Source organism: Cedecea neteri NBRC 105707 = ATCC 33855 (genome assembly GCF_001571265.1).
GTDB classification, from domain to species: domain Bacteria; phylum Pseudomonadota; class Gammaproteobacteria; order Enterobacterales; family Enterobacteriaceae; genus Cedecea; species Cedecea neteri.
Genome location: NZ_BCTL01000010.1, coordinates 91394 through 111973, shown reverse-complemented (window position 1 = coordinate 111973; position 20580 = coordinate 91394). Strand labels below are relative to the sequence as shown.

At 54.8% G+C, this 20580-nt stretch carries 14 protein-coding genes; 9 read left to right on the top strand and 5 right to left on the bottom strand.

Annotation, left to right across the window (positions count from 1 at the left end; translation table 11 throughout):
• Positions 1–4: 4 nt before the first annotated feature.
• The 4 genes from aat to trxB all read right to left on the bottom strand — a co-directional run bounded on the left by aat (position 5) and on the right by trxB (position 5458).
• On the bottom strand, positions 5–700 hold the full coding sequence (aat, locus tag CNE01S_RS05735; protein WP_061274200.1) for a leucyl/phenylalanyl-tRNA--protein transferase: 696 nt from the start codon (positions 698–700) through the stop codon (positions 5–7).
• A 188-nt stretch (positions 701–888) separates the two neighbouring features.
• The gene (gene cydC / locus CNE01S_RS05730) at positions 889–2610 is read right to left on the bottom strand and encodes a heme ABC transporter ATP-binding protein/permease CydC (RefSeq protein WP_061274198.1); all 1722 of its coding nucleotides are present in this window, start codon (positions 2608–2610) and stop codon (positions 889–891) included.
• Entirely contained in the window at positions 2610–4376 is a 1767-nt protein-coding gene (cydD, locus tag CNE01S_RS05725) for a heme ABC transporter permease/ATP-binding protein CydD (protein ID WP_061274196.1), read from the bottom strand. Before cydD ends, cydC begins: the two co-directional genes overlap by 1 nt.
• Before the next feature lie 113 nt (positions 4377–4489).
• Positions 4490–5458, bottom strand: a complete 969-nt coding sequence (trxB, locus tag CNE01S_RS05720) for a thioredoxin-disulfide reductase (protein ID WP_039291478.1) — start codon at positions 5456–5458, stop codon at positions 4490–4492.
• Between the two features lie 492 nt (positions 5459–5950).
• On the opposite strand from trxB, the gene lrp reads away from it, so the two are divergent.
• The 9 genes from lrp to CNE01S_RS05675 all read left to right on the top strand — a co-directional run bounded on the left by lrp (position 5951) and on the right by CNE01S_RS05675 (position 19529).
• Complete coding sequence (gene lrp / locus CNE01S_RS05715) at positions 5951–6445, top strand: leucine-responsive transcriptional regulator Lrp (protein ID WP_000228469.1); 495 nt, start codon at positions 5951–5953, stop codon at positions 6443–6445.
• Positions 6446–6566: 121 nt separating this feature from the next.
• The gene (locus CNE01S_RS05710) at positions 6567–10280 is read left to right on the top strand and encodes a DNA translocase FtsK 4TM domain-containing protein (RefSeq protein ID WP_061274194.1); all 3714 of its coding nucleotides are present in this window, start codon (positions 6567–6569) and stop codon (positions 10278–10280) included.
• A gap of 176 nt (positions 10281–10456) precedes the next feature.
• Entirely contained in the window at positions 10457–11068 is a 612-nt protein-coding gene (lolA, locus tag CNE01S_RS05705; protein WP_061274192.1) for an outer membrane lipoprotein periplasmic chaperone LolA, read from the top strand.
• A gap of 8 nt (positions 11069–11076) precedes the next feature.
• Positions 11077–12420, top strand: coding sequence for a replication-associated recombination protein A (locus tag CNE01S_RS05700; protein WP_061274190.1), 1344 nt, complete (start codon positions 11077–11079; stop codon positions 12418–12420).
• Positions 12421–12515: 95 nt separating this feature from the next.
• Positions 12516–13808: a serine--tRNA ligase gene (serS, locus tag CNE01S_RS05695; protein WP_061274188.1), complete on the top strand. Its 1293-nt coding sequence runs from the start codon at positions 12516–12518 to the stop codon at positions 13806–13808.
• 344 nt (positions 13809–14152) lie between these two features.
• The gene (gene dmsA / locus CNE01S_RS05690; RefSeq protein WP_061274186.1) at positions 14153–16594 is read left to right on the top strand and encodes a dimethylsulfoxide reductase subunit A; all 2442 of its coding nucleotides are present in this window, start codon (positions 14153–14155) and stop codon (positions 16592–16594) included.
• A gap of 10 nt (positions 16595–16604) precedes the next feature.
• Entirely contained in the window at positions 16605–17222 is a 618-nt protein-coding gene (locus tag CNE01S_RS05685; protein ID WP_038474060.1) for a DMSO/selenate family reductase complex B subunit, read from the top strand.
• A 1-nt stretch (position 17223) separates the two neighbouring features.
• Entirely contained in the window at positions 17224–18084 is an 861-nt protein-coding gene (locus tag CNE01S_RS05680; RefSeq protein WP_061274184.1) for a dimethyl sulfoxide reductase anchor subunit family protein, read from the top strand.
• Between the two features lie 296 nt (positions 18085–18380).
• Entirely contained in the window at positions 18381–19529 is a 1149-nt protein-coding gene (locus CNE01S_RS05675; protein ID WP_061274182.1) for an MFS transporter, read from the top strand.
• A gap of 123 nt (positions 19530–19652) precedes the next feature.
• On the opposite strand, the gene pflA is transcribed toward CNE01S_RS05675, so the two are convergent.
• The gene (gene pflA, locus CNE01S_RS05670; protein ID WP_039291492.1) at positions 19653–20393 is read right to left on the bottom strand and encodes a pyruvate formate lyase 1-activating protein; all 741 of its coding nucleotides are present in this window, start codon (positions 20391–20393) and stop codon (positions 19653–19655) included.
• Between the last annotated feature and the right edge of the window lie 187 nt (positions 20394–20580).

Below are 20580 nucleotides of genomic sequence, written 5' to 3'. Positions count from 1 at the left end.
AACATTATTGCTCCAGCGTCTGCGGAACCCAGCAGTGAGAGCCTAAGTGCTGGGGACGAAGTTCCGCTAATGCCTGCAGATACTCCCGACGGGGAATTTCAATCACGCCCAGTGAAGCCGTGTGCTCATTTAATACCTGGCAGTCGATCAATTTGCCGCCGTGACGAATAAAGTGCTGACAGAAAACCAGCAGTGCCGTTTTGGATGCATTCACCCGTCGGCTGAACATGGATTCGCCGCAAAATAATGCTCCCTGCGCCACGCCGTACATGCCGCCTACCAGCTCTTCTCCTTCCCACACTTCAATGGAATGGGCGTGGCCTAACTCATGCAGGCGTAAATAGGCTTCCACAATTTCTGCGGTTATCCATGTCCCTTCATTTCGGTCGCCCGCGCAGCCGTAGAGTACGCGCTCAAAAGCGTGGTTGAGCGTGACGGTATAAGGCGAAGAGCGATGAAAGCGCTTCATGCTGCGGCTGAGGTGAAACTGCTCCGGGTAAAGAATGGCGCGGGGATCTGGCGACCACCACAAAATAGGGTCGCCGGGAGAAAACCACGGAAAGATACCTCGCTGATAGGCCATCAGCAGACGAGCGGGGCCAAGGTCACCGCCAAGCGCCAGTAACCCATTAGGTTCACGCAACGCCCCTTCCGGCGAAGGAAAGGCAATCGAGTCACGAGAAAGCTGCACCAGGCGCATTACGTCCAACACTCCAGAGCGATAGAGCAATAATAAATTGATAAACCCGCCATACTTCAAGCTGCAGGTGTGTTGACTGCAACCGCGCACCCCAGTCACATAGTTAGCTATGCTCCCGGGGAGTTACGGTCTTGTCGCCTGCCTGCAACTCGAATTATTTAAGGTTATACATAGTTTATCAGGAACGCCTACAGGCGCTGGCGAAATTGATAATAACGTCCGCCGGACGCCATCAATTCGGCGTGATTACCTTGCTCAATTATTTGCCCGTTGTCCATCACAATTATGCTGTCAAAAGCGTTCAAACCACGCAGACGGTGAGTGACCATTAACACGGTTTTATTCCTGGTGACTTCGGCTAATAAATCAAGAATTTGACGCTCGGTTTCTGCATCCAGCCCTTCGGTAGGTTCGTCCAGTAGCATGAGAGGGGCGTTATGCAATATCGCTCTCGCAATCGCAAGGCGGCGGAGCTCACCGCCGGACAGCTGACGGCCGCCTTCACCCAGCCAGCCGTTGAGTCCGTCGTCGGCCAGCAGCTTTTCAAGTCCTACCTGCGTCAGGGCGGTAGTGAGTTGCTTATCGCTGGCCTCTGGAGAAGCCAGTAAAAGATTGTCTCGCAACGTAGCGCTAAACAGATGTACGCGCTGTGGGACAACGCTCGTCGCTTTACGCAGAGTCACTTCATCAAAAGCGCTCAGGGCTATGCCGTTGAGTTGAATCTCACCCTGCTGAGCATCCCAGGCGCGCGTAAGTAATTGCAGTAAAGTGGATTTACCGCAGCCGGTTTTGCCGAGGATGGCGATTCGTTGCCCTGTGCTGACAGATAATGAAATATTTCTCAGTGCCGGCTGACTCTGGCCAGGATAGGTAAAGTTCAGACCGCGAATATTCAGCGTTGCCTGCTGCTGCTCGGGCTGTGCTGCTTCAGGAAAAATAACTTCAGGTGTCTGGCTGGTGATTTGCGTCACGCGTAACGCGGAGGCAATGACCTGGCCGAGATGCTGGAAGGCACCGGTAACCGGGGTCATCGCTTCAAAAGCCGCAAGGGCACAAAAGACGAACAGGGCAATTAGCGCGCCGGGAGATTGGCTTTCACCGACGCCGGCTGATGCCATCCACAGCATGGCCAGGACAGCAATGCCGCTGATGAGCAGCATAACGGCTTGTGACAGGGCGGTTAATCCAGCCTGACGACGTTGCGCTTCCTGCCAGCTGTTTTCCGTGGCATCTAACTGCTCACGCGCGCGGTTTGCTGCGCCAAAAATGGTTAATTCCGCGTGACTTTGCAGCCACGAGGTTAGCTGCTGGCGATAGTTGCCGCGTTGAACGGTTAGTGCTTCCCCGGTTGGCTGCCCCGCGCGGTAGAACAGCGGAGGTAACAAGATAAGCGTCGCGAGCAAAATTCCACCAAGCGTTAAGGCAAGGGAAACATCAAGGAAACTTAGGCCAAAAGTGACCACCAGGATAACCACAAAAGCGCCGACCAACGGGGAAATAACCCGTAAATAAAGGTGATCGAGCGTATCGACATCGGCCACCACGCGATTTAGCAATTCTCCCTGACGAAAGCGCGCCAGCCCGGCAGGGGAGAGCGGCAGCAGCTTGCTGAAGGTAGAAACACGTAAATGCTGCAGCACGCGGAAGGTGGCATCATGGCTAACCAGACGCTCGAAATAACGGCCTGCGGTGCGGGTGATCGCCGCTCCACGAACGCCAGCGGCAGGCAGCATGTAGTTAAAGCTGTAGAGCCCGGCAACGCCCACCACGGCAGAGGCAGAAAGGAACCAGCCTGAGAGTGTCAGCAGGCCAATGCTGGCAAGCAGCGTGATGATGGCTAGCACAACGCCTAAAGACAGTAACCACTTATGGCGACGGTAAAGCGCCAGATAAGGCAGCAATGCGCGCATTAAATTTCCTCCTGGCGACTCGCCAGTAATACAGCAAAGGGACCTTCTTCAGCGGAAAGCTGTTCGAAGTTACCTTGCTGAACAATCAGCCCGTTTCGCATCACCCAAATTTGATCCCAACTGCTGATGTAGTCCAGTTGGTGAGTCACCATCAGCGTGGTTTGTTGGTGGGACGCTTCCGTGAGCGCTTCCATAACGCGTTGTTCGCTGTGGGCGTCCAGGCTCGCCGCAGGCTCATCCAGTAGCAAAATCCCGCAAGGGGACAACAACGCTCTGGCAACGGCCACTCGCTGTGCCTGACCCACGGATAAGCGGGTAGACTGATCGCCGATGGGGGTGTCAATGCCTTCTGGCAACTGCGACAGGAACTCTGTCACCGACGCTTTATCCAGAGCTGCCTGCAAACGAGCGTCATCCGCTTCTGGCATTCCCAGAAGCACGTTGTCACGCAGGGTGCTCGCTGGTAGTTGGGGATTTTGACCCACCCAGCTAAGCTGCGCGCGCCACCACTCAGGCGAAAGCTGTGCTAGCTCGACGCCATTGATCAGCAACTGCCCCTGATAGGGCAGGAAGCCGGACAGGACATTCAGCAGGGAGCTTTTGCCCGCACCGCTTTGGCCCACCAGTGCCACACGTTGCCCGGCGGGAAGCATGAAATTCAGCGGCCCGGCCAGCACTTTTCCTTCAGCTGATAAGATCGTCATCTCGCGGGCTTCAAGAGTAAAAGTCCCGTTACCGGACAGCTGCACGGTTCCCTGCTCAGGGTGTTGCAGCGGTGCGTCGAGGAAGGTCTTCAGTGTCTCTGCAGCGCCCACAGCCTGAGCCCTGGCGTGATAGAAGGTGCCCATATCACGCAGCGGCTGGAAGAATTCAGGCGCAAGAATGAGCGCCAGGAAGCCGGCGAATAACGTCACTCCGGCACCGTAATGGCCGAAATTCAGTTCGCCCAGGTAAGAGAAGCCGAAATAGACCGCCACCACGGCGATAGATAAAGAAGCGAAAAACTCCAGCACGCCGGAAGAAAGAAAGGCCATCCGCAGTACTTCCATGGTGCGCTGGCGGAAGTCCTGACTAGCGGCACGAATGTTTTCGGTTTCCGCTGCGCCACGGTTAAATACACGGAGTGTTTCCATCCCACGAAGGCGATCGAGGAAATGGCCACTGAGCCTGGCCAGTGCCTGGAAATTGCGGCGGTTTGCATCGGCTGCGCCCATACCCACCAGCGCCATGAAAATAGGGATAAGTGGCGCGGTACCCAGCAAAATGAGTGCGGCAGCCCAGTTGATCGGGAAAATGGCAATAATAATCAGCAGAGGCACCATGACCGCCAGCGACATCTGGGGCAGGTAGCGCGCATAGTAGTCGTGCATGTCTTCTATTTGCTCAAGCACCAGCGTCGCCCAGCTACCAACAGGTTTGCCCTGAATCCAGGCCGGACCTGCCTGATGCAATCTGTCGAGTACCTGGCGGCGAATTTCCTGACGAATATGTAGCCCGGCATGAAAGCCGACTTTTTCCCTCAGCCAGACCACCCAGGCGCGCAGCACAAATACCAGAACCAGCAAAATAAACGGCATGAGCAATGCTTCACGCGGAATATTTTCCATGATCATGTGCTGGAGAATGCGGGCCAGTAGCCAGGCCTGGGCCACAATCAGTAAACCACTGACCAAACCGAGCAGACGTGACAAGCCGAGCCAACGGCGAGAGATAAGACTTTGCTGCTTTAGCCAGAGGCTAAGTTCTTGCTGACGGGTTTTATTCATCGCGTGCCAGATGCTGGTAGAAGAAGGAATTCTCAGGCAATTTTGACAGGCAATGTTACATGGCAGAAACAAGAAAGGCGACCTGCAAGGCCGCCTTTTTTAACATCTTTAAATTATTTACACTGTTCGGCGAGGCCGTCGAGATAGCGCTCGGCGTCCAGAGCGGCCATACAGCCGGTTCCGGCAGAAGTGATGGCCTGGCGATAAATATGATCCATCACGTCACCCGCGGCAAATACGCCCGGAATGCTAGTTTGTGTGGCATTGCCGTGAATGCCGGACTGCACTTTGATGTAGCCGTTTTCCAGCTCCAACTGACCGTTGAAAATCGCGGTATTCGGACTGTGGCCGATAGCCACAAACAGGCCGGCGACTTCCAGCTCTTCGGTAATATCGGTGTTTTGCGTGTCACGAAGGCGAAGACCGCTAACGCCCATCTGATCGCCTGTTACTTCTTCCAGCGTGCGGTGGGTGTGGAGCACAATGTTGCCATTCTGCACTTTATCCATCAGACGGTTAATCAGGATCTTCTCTGCGCGGAAGCTATCACGGCGGTGGATCAAATGGACTTCAGAGGCGATGTTCGCCAGATACAGCGCTTCTTCGACTGCGGTATTCCCGCCGCCGATGACCGCGACTTTCTGGTTGCGGTAGAAGAAACCATCACAGGTGGCACAGGCTGAAACGCCGCGGCCTTTGAATGCTTCTTCGGAAGGCAGGCCCAGGTAACGTGCAGAAGCACCGGTCGCAATGATTAGCGCGTCACAGGTGTATTCACCGCTGTCGCCCACCAGGCGGAACGGACGGTTCTGCAGATCGACGCTGGTGATGTGGTCGAACAGAATTTCAGTTTCGAACTTGGCCGCATGCTCGTGCATACGTTCCATCAATAACGGACCAGTCAGGTCGTTAGGATCGCCAGGCCAGTTTTCGACTTCGGTCGTGGTGGTCAGCTGACCGCCTTTTTCCATGCCGGTAATCAGAACCGGTTTTAAGTTGGCGCGTGCAGCGTAGACCGCTGCGGTATAGCCCGCAGGGCCGGAGCCAAGAATAAGCAGCTTACTGTGTTTAGCTGTGCCCATGAGATCCTCATTGAACGTTTACAGACAATGAGGGTGATTGTAGGGAATTCGCTGCATTAAAAAAAGAGTGCAGCAATGTTGTTAACGATGTGTGTCATTGATGCTGCCTATAAGCCCAATGAATATCGCCGTCATATGCATAAATAATCATTGTAATAGCACGGTAATCACGGGGCGAAAATGATGAATAATCATCAGCCAAAAGGAATATCTGGCACGTTCCACTAAAAATAGATGTTTTGCTTTGACAATCCCCTAAGCATTTGCGAAAACATTCGAGGAAGAAAAACATTTGGTGATGTGGAAGCCGCGTGCTCTCGCGCAAACCTGATGCAAATTTACCGAGTTATTGAAATTTACGCATGACGTGGACAGACGCTATGCGTGATGTCGATAGCAGCCGCAAGGCATCGGTCTTCTCACGTACACCCTGAACATTGACGTCACCAGGGTTATGGCAGGTGAAGGAAGGAATAGAGAGAGACAATAATAATGGTAGATAGCAAGAAGCGCCCGGGCAAAGATCTCGACCGTATCGATCGCAATATTCTCAACGAATTGCAAAAGGATGGGCGCATTTCTAACGTTGAGCTTTCAAAGCGTGTTGGGCTTTCGCCGACGCCGTGCCTTGAGCGCGTCCGTCGTCTGGAACGTCAGGGTTTTATTCAGGGCTATACGGCGCTGTTAAACCCGCATTATCTGGATGCCTCACTGTTGGTATTTGTTGAGATTACTCTGAATCGTGGCGCCCCGGATGTGTTTGAGCAATTTAACGCCGCAGTGCAAAAACTTGAAGAAATTCAAGAGTGTCATCTCGTATCCGGTGATTTCGACTACTTGTTGAAAACGCGCGTGCCGGATATGTCGGCGTATCGTAAACTCTTAGGTGAGACCCTGCTGCGTCTGCCGGGCGTTAACGACACCCGTACTTATGTTGTCATGGAAGAGGTCAAACAGAGTAACCGTTTGGTCATTAAGACCCGTTAAGACGGGCCAGGTGCAAAATTGGCGTATTTTGGTTACACTCCTGGGAATCCATACAGCAACAGCTCCGGCATGCCGCCGGTGCTGTTGTCTCCATTGAGTTTAAGGACCTGGAGAGCCTTTCTTGAGCCAGGAATATACCGAAGATAAAGAAGTAACATTGCGGAAACTGAGCAGCGGGCGCCGTTTACTCGAGGCTTTGCTGATCCTTGTCGCCTTATTTGCCATCTATTTGATGGTTGCCTTACTAAGCTTTAACCCCTCAGACCCCAGTTGGTCGCAAACCGCGTGGCATGAGCCTATCCATAATTTGGGTGGTACGCCGGGAGCGTGGTTTGCCGATACACTATTCTTCATTTTTGGCGTGATAGCTTACACCATTCCGGTAATCATCATCGGTGGCTGCTGGTTCACCTGGCGCCAGCGTGACAGTGAAGAATTCATCGATTATTTTGCCGTTTCGCTGCGCCTGATCGGCGTACTTGCGATGGTACTGACCTCGTGTGGTCTGGCGGCCATCAATGCGGACGATATCTGGTACTTCGCCTCGGGCGGCGTGCTGGGCAGCTTGCTCAGTACCGCGATGATGCCGCTGTTGAATAGCAGTGGCGGCACTATTGCGCTGCTTTGTGTTTGGGCCGCTGGTCTGACGCTGTTTACCGGTTGGTCCTGGGTCAGCATTGCCGAGAAGCTCGGCAGCGCGGTGTTAACCATTCTTACCTTCGCCAGCAACCGCACCCGCCGGGATAACACCTGGCAGGATGAAGACGAGTACGAAGAAGAGCACCACACAGACGAGCAGCAGCACGTTTCTACCGAGAAACGTGAATCTCGCCGGGCACGTATTTTACGCGGTGCACTTGCACGTAAACAGCGCCTGTCGCAGAAGTTTGCTAATCCTAACGGTCGCAAAACGGATGCTGCATTGTTCTCTGGCAAACGTATGGACGATGCTGAAGATGACGTCTTGTTCAGCGCGCGTGGCGTAGAGGCCGATTCGAACGATGTGCTGTTCTCCGGGCACAAAGCGACCTTGCCGGAAGACCAGGAATACGATCCTTTGTTCAGCGGGCATTCTGCCGTTGAACCGATTGCTGCGGCCGCTGCGGCAACGACCGCTAATCAGACCTGGGCAGCACCTGTGCCGCCGGTTGCGCCAATGCCTCCGGTATCTACACCGGCACCCGTCGTTGACGCCGAGCCCGCGGCCCCCGCGATTGCCTGGGAACCAGCTCCGACAACGGTCACGCCAGAGCCGGTTATTGCTCCTGCTCCGGATCACTACACTTCTCCACACCCGGCAAGCATACAACAGCAGGTTGTGCCTGAGACGTATCAAAGCTGGTCTGAACCCGTTGTGCCTGTGGTTGAGCCAGGGGTTGAATCGCAGCCTGCGCCAGAGCCGGTAGAAGAAGTGAAATATGTTCGCCCGCCGATGTATCACTTTGAAGAAGTGGAAGAGAAGCGAGCCCGGGAACGTGAGCAGCTTGCGGCCTGGTATCAGCCTGTTAATGAGCCGAAACCCGATCCTTATAACTATGCGCCAGTTAAACCTGCTACGCCTGAACCGGCTCAATCTTCTATGTCGGCATCTGCGCCAGTTTCCGCGCCGTTATCTGCACCTGAAGTGCCAGTGCCGGATGTAACGCAGACTGCCTCAGGCGTTCAGCAGGCGGCAAAAGCTGCGGCCACAGCGGCAGCATTTTCACCGGTGTTTAGTATCGCCAGCGATGCGCCACGTCCTCAGGTAAAAGAAGGTATTGGCCCTCAACTGCCGCGCCCGAACCGTGTACGCGTTCCGACCCGTCGTGAACTGGCGTCTTACGGTATAAAACTGCCTTCCCAGCGAATGGCAGAAGAACAGGCCAGGCTTGCCGAGAGCCAGCAGCCTGAAGGCGATTACGGTGATGAAAACGATGCGCTGCAGGAGCATGAACTGGCCCGCCAGTTTGCTGCTCAGCAACAGCAGCGCTATGGCGAAGAGTACGAAGACGAAAGCTGGTCTGCAGACGATCAGGCCGAGGCGGAAGAAGCAGAGCTTGCGCGCCAGTTTGCTGCGCAGCAGCAACAGCGCTACGGCGAGCAGCCGCAGCAGAATAATGCGCCGTTCTCGTTGGATGATTTTGATTTCCAGTCCTCGCTGAAAGAGCTGGTGGATGATACGCCGAGCGAGCCGCTGTTCACGCCGAGCTTCGAACCGGCTCCGCAGCCGGTTCAGCACAGCCAGCCGGCTGCTCAGCCTTCTCAATATGCTCAGACGGCTCAGCATCAGCCTGCTGCGCCAGAGCCGAAGGAGAGCCTGATCCACCCGTTCCTGATGCGCAACGGCGACGACCGTCCGCTTCAGAAACCTACCACGCCGCTGCCGTCGCTGGATCTGCTGACTTCTCCTCCAACAGAAGTTGAGCCGGTAGATACCTTTGCGATGGAGCAGATGGCTCGTCTGGTGGAAGCTCGTTTGGCTGATTACCGTATTAAAGCCGACGTCGTGGACTATTCTCCGGGCCCGGTTATCACCCGATTTGAACTTGATTTGGCCCCAGGCGTGAAAGCGGCTCGTATTTCGAACCTTTCCCGTGACCTGGCTCGTTCTTTGTCGACCGTCGCCGTTCGTGTGGTTGAGGTTATTCCGGGCAAACCCTACGTCGGCCTTGAGTTGCCGAACAAAAAGCGGCAGACAGTTTATCTGCGTGAGGTGCTCGACTGCGCTAAATTCCGCGACAACGGATCTCCGTTGACCGTGGTTCTGGGTAAAGACATCGGCGGCGAGCCTGTGGTCGCAGACCTGGCGAAAATGCCTCACCTGCTGGTCGCCGGTACGACCGGTTCCGGTAAGTCGGTCGGCGTGAACGCCATGATCATCAGCATGTTGTACAAAGCAACGCCGGAAGACGTTCGCTTCATAATGATCGACCCGAAAATGCTTGAACTGTCGGTCTATGAAGGCATCCCACATCTGTTGACTGAAGTGGTTACGGATATGAAAGATGCCGCGAATGCGCTGCGCTGGAGCGTGAATGAGATGGAACGCCGCTATAAGCTGATGTCCGCGCTTGGCGTGCGTAACCTGGCAGGCTACAACGAGCGCGTACTGGAAGCTGAACGTATGGGCCGCCCAATTCCTGACCCGTTCTGGAAACCTGGCGACAGCATGGAAGTGAGCCATCCAATGCTGGAAAAACTGCCGTACATCGTGGTTTTAGTGGACGAGTTTGCCGACCTGATGATGACGGTAGGCAAAAAAGTAGAAGAGTTGATCGCCCGTCTGGCGCAGAAAGCGCGTGCGGCAGGTATTCACCTTGTTCTGGCAACGCAGCGTCCTTCGGTGGACGTTATTACCGGCCTGATTAAAGCTAACATTCCAACCCGCATCGCCTTTACGGTGTCGAGCAAAATTGACTCACGTACCATCCTTGACCAGGGCGGCGCTGAATCATTGCTGGGCATGGGGGATATGCTTTATTCTGCGCCAAACTCCACGACGCCGATTCGCGTGCACGGTGCCTTTGTCCGTGATGAAGAAGTTCATGCGGTAGTGCAGGACTGGAAAGCGCGTGGTCGCCCGCAATACATTACCGGTATTACCGATGATGAAGGTAGCGGTGACGGCAGCGGCGGCGGGATGGACGGTGACGAAGAGCTGGATCCGCTGTTCGATCAGGCGGTTGCTTTCGTGGTTGAGAAACGCAAAGCATCTATCTCCGGCGTACAGCGCCAGTTCCGTATCGGCTACAACCGAGCCGCGAGGATCGTTGAGCAGATGGAAGCGCAAGGGATCGTGAGCCCACAGGGGCATAACGGTAACCGAGAGGTGCTTGCGCCGCCTCAGTTTGAGTAAGCTGGCTGAGCGTTAGTCCAATGAGTAAAAAAGAGCCGCGCCTGCGGCTCTTTTTGCAAAGATGGGTAAATTACCGGAAAATCAGCTTATTCTTCTGTTGCGGTAGCCAAAGACTTCACTAGAGTGAGCAGCAGAAGCACCATCGTCAGGTGGTTAATGAATCCAGAGGGAACATAATGAAAAAAATCGTAATGACCTGTGCGCTATTAGTCGGCATGACTGCAACCGGAGCCTGGGCTGATGCAGCCGGGGATTTGCAGGGCCGTCTTGATAAAGTTGGTAGCTTCCATGCCAGCTTCACCCAAAAAGTGACCGATGGCAGTGGGGCAGCTGTACAGGAAGGTCAGGGCGACCTGTGGGTTAAGCGCCCAAACCTGTTCAACTGGCACATGACTCAGCCCGATGAAAGTATCCTGGTCTCCGACGGCAAAACCCTGTGGTTCTATAACCCGTTTGTTGAGCAGGTTACGGCCACCTGGCTAAAAGACGCCACCAGCAATACGCCGTTTATGCTGATTGCCCGCAACCAGTCCAGCGACTGGAAGCAATACAACATCAAGCAAAATGGCGATGACTTTGTGCTGACGCCAAAAAGCAGCTCGGGTAACCTGAAACAGTTCACCATCAACGTCGGCCGTGATGGCACTATCCATCAGTTTAGCGCGGTGGAGCAGGACGACCAGCGCAGCAGCTATACTTTGAAGGCTCAGCAAAACGGCGCAGTGGATGCCGGTAAGTTTACGTTCACCCCGCCAAAAGGCGTCACGGTGGACGACCAACGTAAGTAGAGGCTTGAGTGAGCAATTTGTCGCTCGATTTTTCAGATAATACCTTCCAGCCGCTGGCCGCGCGTATGCGGCCAGAAAATCTGGCCCAGTATATCGGCCAGCAGCATCTGCTGGCCGCAGGAAAACCGCTGCCCAGAGCCATTGAAGCGGGCCATTTGCATTCGATGATCCTCTGGGGACCGCCGGGAACCGGTAAAACGACCCTCGCTGAAGTGATTGCTCGCTATGCCAGCGCGGACGTCGAACGTATTTCTGCGGTAACCTCAGGCGTAAAAGAGATACGTGAGGCTATTGAGCGGGCGCGGCAAAATCGCAATGCCGGGCGTCGTACCATTCTGTTTGTGGACGAAGTTCACCGCTTCAACAAAAGCCAGCAGGATGCTTTCCTGCCGCATATTGAAGACGGCACCATTACTTTTATTGGTGCGACAACCGAAAACCCTTCGTTTGAGCTGAACTCGGCGCTTCTTTCCCGTGCCCGTGTTTATCTGCTGAAATCCCTCACCGTAGCGGACATCGAGCAGGTGCTCGAGCAGGCGATGAGCGATAAAGAGCGGGGCTACGGTGGGCAAAATATTGTGCTGCCGGACGAGACGCGAAAAGCCATTGCCGAGCTAGTAAACGGCGATGCACGCCGGGCGCTGAATACGCTGGAAATGATGGCGGATATGGCCGAGACGGACGCTAGCGGAAATCGTGTTTTACAGACTCAGTTGCTGACTGAGATTGCCGGCGAACGCAGCGCTCGCTTCGATAATAAGGGCGATCGTTTTTACGATCTGATTTCAGCGGTGCATAAATCCATTCGTGGCTCCTCGCCTGACGCCGCCCTTTACTGGTACGCCCGCATTATTAGCGCAGGCGGCGACCCGCTTTACGTTGCTCGGCGTTTGCTGGCCATCGCTTCGGAAGACGTGGGTAATGCCGATCCAAGAGGTATGCAGGTTGCCATTGCCGCCTGGGATTGTTTCACCCGCGTAGGGCCGGCTGAAGGAGAGAGAGCGATTGCCCAGGCAATTGTTTATCTGGCCTGTGCGCCGAAAAGTAACGCAGTTTACACCGCATTCAAAGCCGCAATGGCGGATGCGCGTGAGCGCCCTGATTATGACGTTCCCGTTCATCTGCGCAATGCCCCTACGAAGCTGATGAAAGAAATGGGCTATGGCCAGGAATACCGTTACGCTCACGATGAGCCGAACGCCTATGCCGCCGGGGAAGACTATTTTCCGCCTGAAATGGCACAAACTCGCTACTATCGGCCGACCAGCAGAGGCCTGGAAGGTAAGATTGGCGAAAAGCTAGCCTGGCTTACCGAGCAGGATCAGAAAAGCCCCACAAAACGCTACCGCTAATGCAGGCGTTGCGGTAAGGTTAGCAAGACTATCAAAGCGGCCGCAGGCTGTGGCCGCACTCCCTATAAATTCAATTCGATAAGCACAGGATAAGCATGCTCGATCCCAATCTGCTGCGTACAGAGCCAGACGCAGTCGCTGAAAAACTGGCACGCCGGGGCTTTAAGCTGGATGTAGACACGCTGCGCTCTCTGGAAGAGCGTCGTAAAGTACTGCAGGTCAAAACGGAAAATCTGCAGGCTGAACGTAACTCGCGATCGAAATCCATCGGCCAGGCGAAAGCGCGCGGAGAAGACATTGAGCCGCTGCGCCTGCAGGTTAACCAGCTGGGCGAAGAGCTGGATGCAGCGAAAAACGAGCTTGATTCTCTGCTGGCGGAAATTCGCGATATCTCGCTGACCCTGCCAAACATTCCTGACGACTGCGTGCCAATGGGCAAAGACGACAGTGAAAACGTAGAAATTAGCCGCTGGGGTGAGCCGCGCAAGTTTGATTTTGAAGTGCGCGACCACGTAACCCTGGGCGAAATGGCCAAAGGCCTCGACTTCGCTGCTGCGGTGAAACTCACCGGTTCCCGCTTTGTGGTGATGCAAGGGCAGGTGGCGCGTATGCATCGTGCGCTAAGCCAGTTTATGCTGGATCTGCACACCGAGCAGCACGGCTACATGGAAAACTATGTCCCGTACCTGGTTAACCAGGACACGCTGTACGGTACCGGCCAATTGCCTAAATTTGGCGGTGACCTGTTCCATACTCGTCCGCTGGAAGAAGAAGCAGACAGCAGCAACTATGCGCTGATCCCTACCGCAGAAGTGCCGCTGACCAACCTGGTTCGCGACGAGATCATCGACGAAGATTCCCTGCCGCTGAAGCTGACTGCGCACACGCCGTGCTTCCGCTCTGAAGCTGGATCCTATGGCCGTGATACTCGCGGGCTGATTCGTATGCACCAGTTCGACAAAGTTGAGATGGTGCAGATCGTTCGCCCAGAAGACTCTATGGATGCGCTGGAAGAGATGACCGGCCATGCGGAGAAGGTTCTGCAACTGCTGGGTCTGCCATACCGTAAAGTGCTGCTTTGCAGCGGTGATATCGGTTTCGGTGCGCGCAAAACTTACGATCTGGAAGTCTGGCTGCCGGCACAGGATACCTACCGTGAGATCTCTTCCTGCTCCAACTGCTGGGACTTCCAGGCTCGCCGCCTGCAGGCCCGCTGCCGCAGTAAAGCAGACAAGAAAACTCGCCTGGTTCACACCCTGAACGGCTCTGGTCTGGCAGTTGGCCGTACTCTGGTCGCCGTCCTGGAAAACTACCAGCAGGCTGATGGCCGCATTCAGGTACCAGAAGTGCTGCGTCCTTACATGAATGGCCTGGAATACATCGGATAATCTGCCGTTTGTGATGCATTGAAAAAGCGCCTCAGGGCGCTTTTTTTATACCCTAATTCCGAGGTTTTACGTCAATACCGCCTTTCTTGATACCAGACAATAACCCCTACTCTCAAAGAAGTATTATTGCTCACCGGAAGCGGGTGATGATTGTTCAATTAAAACTTCAATCTAATCATCATTTGACGGCCGTGCTTCACAAGGCGTGACGCGGCCAGGTCAATCCTCCAACAAATATTAACCGGGCACCCCTTTCAACTTTAACTGCGCAGCGGTATGTGGGCTCTCAACCCGCGTCGCCGCTGTCAGCTTTTTTCAACTGTGAGCAAAACAAGTAGGTCACTATGACTGATAAAACCCCTAACGCGATCCTCGCGGCAGAGGTCAGCCGTCGTAAGCTGGTCCAAACCACGGCAATCGGTGGTTTAGCTGCTGCAACTAGCGCCTTCTCGCTTCCCTTTTCCAGATTCGCCTTTGCCGACCCCGCCGTTAACCCCGGTGGCGATGAGACAGTGGTCTGGAGCGCCTGTACGGTGAACTGCGGCAGCCGCTGCCCGCTGCGTATGCATGTGGTGGACGGCGAAATTAAATACGTTGAAACCGATAACACCGGTGATGACGACTACGAAGGTTTACATCAGGTTCGAGCCTGCCTGCGTGGGCGTTCAATGCGCCGACGTGTCTACAATGCCGATCGCCTCAAATATCCGATGAAGCGTGTTGGCGCACGCGGCGAAGGGAAGTTCGAGCGTATCAGCTGGGATGAAGCGTTTGATACCATCGCCAACAGCATGCAAGGCATCATTAAAGAGTACGGTAACGAAGCTATTTATCTGAACTACGGCACGGGGACGCTCGGCGGCACCATGACGCGTTCCTGGCCACCGGGCTCCACGCTGATTGCCCGCCTGATGAACTGCTGCGGGGGTTATCTCAATCATTACGGGGACTATTCCACCGCGCAGATTGCCGCTGGTCTGAATTATACCTACGGTGGCTGGGCGGACGGCAACAGTCCGTCTGATATCGAAAACAGCAAGCTGGTGGTGCTGTTCGGTAACAACCCCGGCGAAACTCGTATGAGCGGCGGCGGGGTAACTTATTACCTCGAGCAGGCCCGCCAAAAATCTAATGCCCGAATGATTATTATCGACCCACGCTATACCGATACCGGCGCGGGACGGGAAGATGAGTGGATCCCTATTCGCCCAGGCACCGATGCGGCGCTGATCTCCGCGCTGGCGTGGGTGATGATAAATGAAGACCTCGTAGACCAGGCTTTCCTGGATAAATACTGCGTAGGCTACGATGACAAAACGCTGCCAGCGGGGGCACCGCACAATGGGCACTATAAGGCTTACATACTCGGTCAGGGCGTTGATGGCGTGGCTAAAACACCTGAATGGGCCTCGCAGATAACCGGGGTACCGGTTGACCGCATTATTAAACTCGCCCGCGAAATCGGCAGCGCCAAACCAGCTTTTATCAGCCAGGGCTGGGGGCCGCAGCGTCACTCCAACGGCGAGCTGGTTTCCCGCGCAATCGCCATGCTTTCTATCCTGACCGGTAACGTCGGTATTCACGGCGGTAACAGCGGGGCGCGTGAGGGTTCCTATAGTTTGCCGTTCGTGCGTATGCCAACGCTGGAAAACCCGGTTCAGACCAGCATCTCAATGTTTATGTGGACCGACGCCATCGATCGCGGCGCCGAAATGACGGCCACACGTGACGGCGTACGCGGCAAAGATAAGTTAGATGTGCCAATCAAAATGGTCTGGAACTATGCCGGTAACTGCCTGATTAACCAGCATTCCCAGATCAACCGAACCCACGACATTCTGCAGGATGACAAGAAGTGCGAGATGATTGTGGTTATCGACAATCACATGACTTCCTCTGCGAAATACGCCGATATTTTGCTCCCGGACTGCACGGCTTCCGAGCAGATGGATTTCTGCCTTGATGCCTCTTGCGGCAACATGTCTTACGTGATTTTCGCCGAGCAGGCCATCAAACCTCGGTTTGAATGCAAAACCATCTATGAGATGACCACCGAACTGGCGAAGCGTATGGGCGTGGAGCAGCGGTTCACGGAAGGACGGACGCAGGAAGGTTGGATGCGTCACCTTTACGCTCAGTCTCAGAAAGCGATTCCAGAGTTGCCGAGTTTTGACGAGTTCCGCCAGCAGGGAATGTTCAAAAAACGTGACCCGGAAGGGCACCATGTGGCCTACAAGGCCTTCCGTGAAAATCCGCAGGCGAATCCGTTAACCACGCCGTCCGGCAAGATTGAAATCTACTCCGCACAGCTGGCAGAGATTGCCGCCACCTGGGAACTCCGTGAAGGCGACGTTATCGATCCGCTCCCGGTGTATAGCGCTGGTTTTGAAAACGTCGGCGATCCGCTGGCGGAGAAATGGCCGCTGCAGTTGACCGGCTTCCATTACAAAGCGCGGACGCATTCCACCTACGGCAACGTTGACGTGCTGAAGGCCGCCTGTCGCCAGGAGATGTGGATCAACCCGCTTGATGCAAAACAGCGCGGCATCGCCAACGGTGATGAAGTCCGTATTTTCAACGGTCGCGGAGAAGTACGCATTAACGCCAAAGTTACGCCACGCATCATTCCTGGCGTTGTCGCCTTAGGGGAAGGAGCCTGGTATAACCCGGATGCCAACAAGGTAGACCGCGCGGGCAGCATCAACGTGCTGACCACTCAGCGCCCGTCACCGTTGGCAAAAGGCAATCCATCTCACAGTAACCTGGTCCAGGTTGAAAAGGCGTAAGGAGCAGTAAATGACAACCCAATATGGCTTTTATATCGACTCCAGCCGCTGCACTGGCTGCAAAACCTGTGAACTGGCGTGCAAGGATTTTAAGAACCTGACTCCGGACGTGAGCTATCGCCGCATTTATGAATATGCGGGCGGCAACTGGCAGGAGGATAACGGCGTATTCCATCAGGATGTCTTCGCCTACTACCTTTCTATCTCCTGTAACCACTGTGAAGATCCGGCCTGTACTAAGGTCTGCCCAAGCGGCGCGATGCATAAGCGCGAAGATGGCTTCGTGGTGGTGAACGAAGACGTTTGTATCGGCTGCCGCTACTGCCATATGGCGTGTCCGTACGGTGCGCCTCAGTACAACGAAGAGAAAGGCCACATGACGAAGTGCGACGGCTGCTACGAGCGCGTTGCCGAGGGGAAAAAGCCGATTTGCGTAGAGTCCTGCCCGCTGCGTGCACTGGACTTAGCACCTATCGACGAGTTACGCAAAAAGTACGGTACTCAGGCCGCTATTGCTCCGCTGCCTGCATCGCACTTCACAAAACCAAATATCGTGATTAAACCTAACGCCAACAGCCGCCCGAGTGGGGATACCAGCGGTTATCTGGCCAACCCGAAGGAGGTGTGAGATGGGAAACGGATGGCATGAATGGCCGCTAATGGTCTTTACGGTTCTGGGCCAGTGCGTTGCGGGCGGGTTTATGGTTATGGCGCTGGCATTGCTTTACGGTGTGAACGACAGGGCGACCCGCAGGCGCGCCGAGCTGATGATGGTGGTGCTCTGGATCCTGATGGGCGTCGGTTTCATCGCCTCGATACTGCACTTAGGCTCACCGCTGCGCGCCTTCAACTCGCTCAACCGCCTCGGCAGTTCGGCGTTGAGTAATGAAATTGCCAGCGGCTCGGTATTCTTTGCCGTGGGCGGTTTCTGGTGGCTTTTGACCGTACTTGGCAAAATGCCTCAGGCGCTCAGCAAAGTCTGGGCCGTAGTGACCATGATTCTGGGCGTGGTGTTCGTCTGGATGATGAGCCGGGTGTATTTAATCGATACGGTGCCGACCTGGTTTAGCCTCTGGACGCCGATGAACTTCTTCCTGACGATGTTTATCGGCGGCCCGCTGCTTGGCTACCTGCTGCTGCGTGCGGCCGGCGTTAACGGCTGGGGGATGCGTATTCTGCCGGTCATCACGCTGCTGGCGCTGGTAGTCAGCATGATTGTTGTGCTGATGCAGGGCATGGAGCTGGCAACGCTGCATAGCTCCATTCAGCAGGCATCTGCGCTGGTGCCGGAGTATGGCTCGCTGATGGCGTGGCGGATGGTTTTGCTGGTCCTCGCTCTGGTCTGCTGGATTGCACCGCAGCTGAAAGGATATCGTCCGGGCGTTGGTCTGTTGACGCTGGCGATGGTATTGGTGATTGCGGGTGAGCTCATTGGTCGTGGCGTCTTCTACGGGCTGCATATGACGGTTGGTATGGCGATCGCGGGCTAACATTTCATCGAGTTATAAGCGCGTCTGCGGGCGCGCTTTTTCATGCTTTCAGATAAGAAAATCTCACCTGAATATCCATGAAATTTTTCATTGCTTATTTTGGCCTGCTTTTCGCTATATCGCATCAAAAACAGTGAGATACAATTTACGTGACCCCGGTCACTTATTAGCAGGATAAGTTTTTCAAATCGTTCCCGTCAAAACCCCTCTCACCCCCCATTATTGCTGGATTGACAATCAATTTGCCGGTGGCATGATGCGCACAAATTTCCTGATTTCCTCACGGTTTGATACCCATGACCACCTATACCCGTCCCGTATTGCTCCTGCTTTGCGGGCTTTTGCTGCTGACTCTGGCGATGGCGGTTTTAAACACGCTCGTCCCGCTTTGGCTGGCTCACGATAATCTTCCTACCTGGCAGGTTGGGATGGTGGGCTCCGCCTACTTTACCGGCAACCTGGTCGGGACATTGATTACCGGATGGGTGATTAAGCGTCACGGGTTTAACCGCAGCTACTATTTTGCCTCTATTATCTTTGCCGTGGGCTGTGTTGGCCTGGGGCTGATGGTCGGTTTCTGGAGCTGGATGGTCTGGCGTTTTGTGGCCGGTGTGGGCTGTGCAATGATTTGGGTTGTGGTTGAAAGCGCGCTGATGTGCAGCGGGACTTCCCGCAACCGTGGCCGTCTTCTGGCGGCTTATATGACCGTTTACTACATCGGGATGGTGGTCGGTCAACTGATGGTCAGCAAACTTTCTACTGAACTGATGAGCGTTCTACCGTGGGCTACCGCGCTGGTGCTGGCCGCTATCCTGCCGCTGCTGTTTGCGCATATCGTCAGCGATGGGGATGAACATCGGGATAACACTCCGGTCTGGCCAATGCTGCGTCTGCGCCAGGCTCGGCTGGGTGTGAATGGCTGCATTATGTCCGGCATTGTACTCGGCTCGCTGTACGGCCTGATGCCATTGTATTTGAACCATCAGGGCGTGAGTGACTCCGGCATTGGCTTTTGGATGGCGCTGATGATCAGTGCTGGCATTGTTGGTCAGTGGCCGATGGGGCGTCTGGCGGATAAATACGGTCGCCTGCTGGTGCTGCGCGTTCAGGTCTTTGTGGTGATCCTCGGCTGTCTGGCCATGCTCAGCAATGCCGCAATGGGGCCTGCGCTATTTGTGCTGGGAGCTTTCGGTTTCACGCTTTACCCGGTTGCGATGGCCTGGGCTTGTGAAAGAATTGAGCGCCATCAACTGGTGGCGATGAATCAGGCGCTGCTGCTGAGCTACACCATCGGCAGCCTGATTGGGCCCACGATCACCGCGCTGCTGATGCAGAACTACTCGGATAACGTGCTGTTTATCATGATGGCTGCGGTGTCATTTGTTTACCTGATGATGCTGCTGCGGAAGGCGGGGCATCATCCTGGGCCGGTGGCTCACGCTTAATCAGCGTATTGAGTCTGCGATCTTCTCGCACCTGAAGCGTTTGAATTTTTGAGTCCTGCAGAGAGGCGTGATCGGGGCGAAAGGAAAATATTCGTGCTCCCACAGAGGGAGCACGTTTTCGGATCAGTACATCACTTTATGACCGTACTGCTCCAGAATACCTTTCACCCGCTCCATCGTTTCTTTCTTCGGCGGATGAACGCCATCCAGCTTGTATTCTTCGCCCATCGCCACCCACTTGTGTTTGCCCAATTCGTGATACGGCAGCAGTTCTATTTTTTCAACATTCCCCATATCGCGGGTGAACTCGCCCAGGCGATGCGCGGAATCATCATCGTCAGACCAGCCCGGTACGACCACGTAGCGGATCCATACTTTAATGTCTTTTTTAGACAGATATTGAGCAAATTCAAGCGTGCGATGGTTTGAAACGCCCACCAGGTTTTGGTGGATTTCGTCGTTCATCTGCTTGAGATCGAGCATCACCAGGTCAGTGACCTCCAGCAGCTCATCAATCACCGGATCGTAACGGCGAACAAAGCCGTTGGTATCCAGGCAGGTATGAATCCCTTCTTTATGACAGGCACGGAACCAGTCACGAACAAACTCGGCCTGCAGGATTGCCTCTCCGCCGGACGCGGTGACGCCGCCGCCGGAAGCGTTCATAAAGTGGCGATAGGTGACAACTTCTTTCATCAGATCTTCCACCGTCACTTCTTTGCCACCGTGAGTATCCCAGGTGTCGCGATTGTGACAGTACAGGCAGCGCATCAGGCAGCCCTGAAAGAAGGTGATAAAGCGGATACCGGGGCCGTCCACGGTACCGCAGGATTCAAAAGAGTGAATTCGTCCGATTGCTGACATTGCGGTGATCTCTCCAGATGTGGCCCGTCCAGGGCCTGTGTCGTGCACAGCTCAAGCCGGCTGTGTTAAGTCTGTTTTGACAGATACCCAGAGTATAGATAGCTGGCAAAGCAGGCTGAGGGTAGGGAGGTGAGTAAAAAGGCCCCACGGGAGTGGAGCCTTTATATAGTACGCTTCTTCAGTCTAA